General features: G+C 60.8%; 4 protein-coding genes and 1 pseudogene. All 5 read right to left on the bottom strand.

Features of this window, described 5'->3' with window-relative positions; all coding sequences use genetic code 11:
* Positions 1 to 750: cbb3-type cytochrome c oxidase subunit I (locus CI807_RS29000; protein WP_256578658.1), on the bottom strand; the 750-nt coding region annotated here is incomplete at its 3' end.
* 471 nt (positions 751 to 1221) lie between these two features.
* A complete protein-coding gene (gene ccoP, locus CI807_RS28995; RefSeq protein ID WP_095017203.1) occupies positions 1222 to 2169 on the bottom strand; it encodes a cytochrome-c oxidase, cbb3-type subunit III in 948 nt (315 codons plus the stop codon).
* Complete coding sequence (locus CI807_RS28990; RefSeq protein ID WP_010208563.1) at positions 2166 to 2366, bottom strand: cbb3-type cytochrome c oxidase subunit 3; 201 nt, start codon at positions 2364 to 2366, stop codon at positions 2166 to 2168. Before CI807_RS28990 ends, ccoP begins: the two co-directional genes overlap by 4 nt.
* 3 nt (positions 2367 to 2369) lie before the next feature.
* On the bottom strand, positions 2370 to 2978 hold the full coding sequence (gene ccoO, locus CI807_RS28985) for a cytochrome-c oxidase, cbb3-type subunit II (RefSeq protein WP_017735321.1): 609 nt from the start codon (positions 2976 to 2978) through the stop codon (positions 2370 to 2372).
* 10 nt (positions 2979 to 2988) lie between these two features.
* Positions 2989 to 3234 (bottom strand): annotated as a pseudogene (locus tag CI807_RS31535) (cytochrome C oxidase Cbb3); the annotation flags it as partial.

Here is a 3234-nt window from a genome sequence, read left to right as displayed (position 1 = left end):
GGTGATCAGCGCCCAGAAGTGCACGATGGACAAACGGTACGAGTAAATAGGACGTTCGGCCTGTTTGGGCACGAAGTAGTACATCATCCCCAGGAAACCGGTGGTCAGGAAGAAACCCACGGCGTTATGGCCGTACCACCACTGGATCATCGCATCCGTGGCCCCGGCGTAGGCCGAGTAGGACTTGAACAGGCTCACCGGCAACGACGCGTGGTTGACGATGTGCAGCATCGCCGTCACCAGGATGAAGGCGCCGTAGAACCAGTTGCCCACGTAGATGTGCTTGGTCTTGCGCTTGACGATGGTGCCGAAGAACACCACGGCGTAGGTCACCCACACGATGGCGAGCAAAATGGCGATCGGCCATTCCAGCTCGGCGTATTCCTTGGTGGTGGTGTACCCCAGCGGCAGGGTGACGATGGCGCTCACGATGACCGCTTGCCAACCCCAGAAGGTGAAGGCCGCGAGGCTGTCGGAGATCAGTCGCGTCTGGCAGGTTCGCTGCACGACATAGTAGGAGGTGGCAAACAATGCACAGCCACCGAAGGCGAAGATCACCAGGTTGGTGTGCAGCGGGCGCAGGCGGCCAAAGGTCGTCCATGGCAAACCGAAATTCAATTCCGGCCAAACCAGTTGCGAGGCGATGAACACCCCGAGCCCCATGCCAAGGATCCCCCAGACCACCGTCATGATGGCGAACTGGCGGACTACCTTATAGTTATAAGCAGTCGGACTGATTGCTGTGCTCATTCTAAGGTTCCACGGTTTAGGTTTTTTTATAGGTAAAATCGGCCGCAAGTATGTAGAAAGCGAGGGGCCATTGCAACGCAATGGCTGACCTGTATCAATGCGTTCCACGCCAGATTCTGCGCCCTTTCCATGTTTCGCGTAGGGACAAAATCCGAAATCGAAAGCTGATCGAGTGGACAGGAAATTTTTGGGGTCGCAACGAATGTCGTTGTGTACGCCAGGATTGGTCCGCTGTGGGAACAAGCGTAGACCCGAAAGTGAGGAGGGGAAAGTTGTGCTTGGGAAGGGTGCGACACTTGGTCGCGTAAGTGAAAACGACATAGGATCACTGTAGGAGCGAGCTTGCTCGCGAAGAACTCAAGGGCGCCGCGTTGATTCTGGATAAACGCTTCGCCCTCAGGTTCTTCGCGAGCAAGCTCGCTCCTACAGAAAAAGCGGCTGCCGCTCCTGATCGGTAGCGGCAGTAAAGGGTTACTGAGCGGGGCTTTCTGGCGTTGCGCCATCAGCGTTGTGGGACAGGCTGTAAACATACGCGGCCAACAAGTGCACCTTGTCGTTACCTTGCAGCACTTCCTGCGCCGGCATCTGGCCTTGGCGGCCGTGACGGATGGTCTGCTGCAACTGCGCGAGGCTGGTGCCGTAGATGTAGCCGGCCGGCTTGGTCAGGTCTGGCGCGCCCATGGCTTCCATGCCGTGGCCTTCCGGACCGTGGCAAGCGACACAGGTGGTGTTGAACGCCGCTTTGCCGGCGGCCAGGTCCGCGCTGTTGTCGGCCGGCAGAGGCAGCTTGGCCATGTCGTGACGCACATAAGCGGCGACGTTTTTAACCCCTTCATCGCCAAGCATGTCACCCCACGCCGGCATCGCCGCGTGGCGGCCGTTGAGGATGGTGGTCTTGATCGCCTCAGCCGAACCGCCCCAGCGCCAGATGTTGTCCGCCAGGTTCGGGAAGCCAAACGCGCCCTTGGCATCCGAGCCGTGGCACACCGCGCAGTTGGAGGCGAACAGGCGGCCGCCCATTTTCAGCGCTTGCGGATCCTTGGCGACTTCTTCCACGGGCATGGCCGAGAATTTGGCGAAGATCGGCCCGAACTTGGCGTCGGCCTTGGCCATTTCCTTGTCCCATTCCTTGGTCTGGGTCCAGCCGTCTTCATAGCCCGGCAACACGCCTTTCCAGTTGCCCAGGCCCGGGTAGAGGATCAAATAGCCGACCGCAAACACCAGGGTGCCGGCGAACAGCATGAACCACCACTGGGGCAGCGGGTTGTCGTATTCCTCGATACCGTCGAAGGCGTGGCCCATGGTCTGGTCCACGCTGCCTTTGGTCTCGCCCTTGCGGGTGCCGACCAACAGCCAGGTCAGGCCGATCAGGCTGCCGAGGGTCAGTACGCAGATCCATGTACTCCAGAATAGGGTCATGGCCGAGTGCTCCTTATTGCAGGCTCTTCTTGAGCGTCGGATGGAGAGGGTTCATCGGCAAACGGCAGCAGGCGCGCCTGCTCGAATTCCGCATTGCGCCGGTTGTTGAACACCCACAGCGACAGGCCGATAAAGGCGATGGCGACCACCAGCGTGCCGAGCCCGCGGATGGTGCCCGCATCGAATTCAAATCCCATGGCTCACCTCTTGCTCTTGATGGCAGTGCCGAGCACTTGCAGGTACGAGACCAGCGCGTCCATCTCGGTCTTGCCCTTGAGGCTGGCCACTGCGCCACTGATGTCGTCGTCGGTGTAGGGCACGCCGAGGGTGCGCATCACTTTCAACTTGGTCTCGGTGTGGCTGCTGTCGACGGCGGCGGTGACCAGCCACGGGTAGGCCGGCATTTTCGACTCGGGCACCACGTTGCGCGGGTTGTACAAGTGCGCGCGGTGCCAGTCGTCCGAGTAGCGCGCGCCGACGCGTGCCAGGTCTGGCCCGGTGCGCTTGGAGCCCCACAGGAACGGGTGGTCCCACACGCTTTCGCCAGCGACCGAGTAGTGGCCGTAGCGTTCGGTCTCGGCGCGGAACGGGCGGATCATCTGCGAGTGGCACTGCACGCAGCCTTCGCGGATGTAGATGTCACGGCCTTCCAGTTGCAGCGCGGTGTAAGGCTTCATGCCCTCCACCGGCTTGTTGGTCACGTCCTGGAAGAACAGCGGGACGATCTGGGTCAGGCCGCCGATGCTCACGGCGAGCACCATGAGCAGCATCAGCAGGCCGACGTTCTTTTCAATCGTTTCGTGTTTCATCACAGACTCCTCAGGCCAGCTGCGCAGTGGTAGTGGCTTCGACGGGCTGCGCCGAACGCACGGTGCGCCAGGTGTTGTAAGCCATCAGGAACATGCCGCAGAGGAACACCGCACCGCCCACCAGCCGCACGATGAAGCCAGGGTGGCTGGCTACCAGCGTTTCGACGAAGGAGTAGGTCAAGGTGCCGTCTTCGTTGACCGCACGCCACATCAGGCCCTGGGCGATGCCGTTGACCCACATCGAGGCGATGTAGAG

Origin of the sequence: Pseudomonas sp. NS1(2017) (assembly GCF_002269425.1) — a bacterium.
In the GTDB taxonomy this organism is placed as follows: domain Bacteria; phylum Pseudomonadota; class Gammaproteobacteria; order Pseudomonadales; family Pseudomonadaceae; genus Aquipseudomonas; species Aquipseudomonas reactans.
The sequence above is the reverse complement of the archived record's forward strand: the minus strand, read 5'-3'. Positions and strand labels throughout refer to the sequence as shown.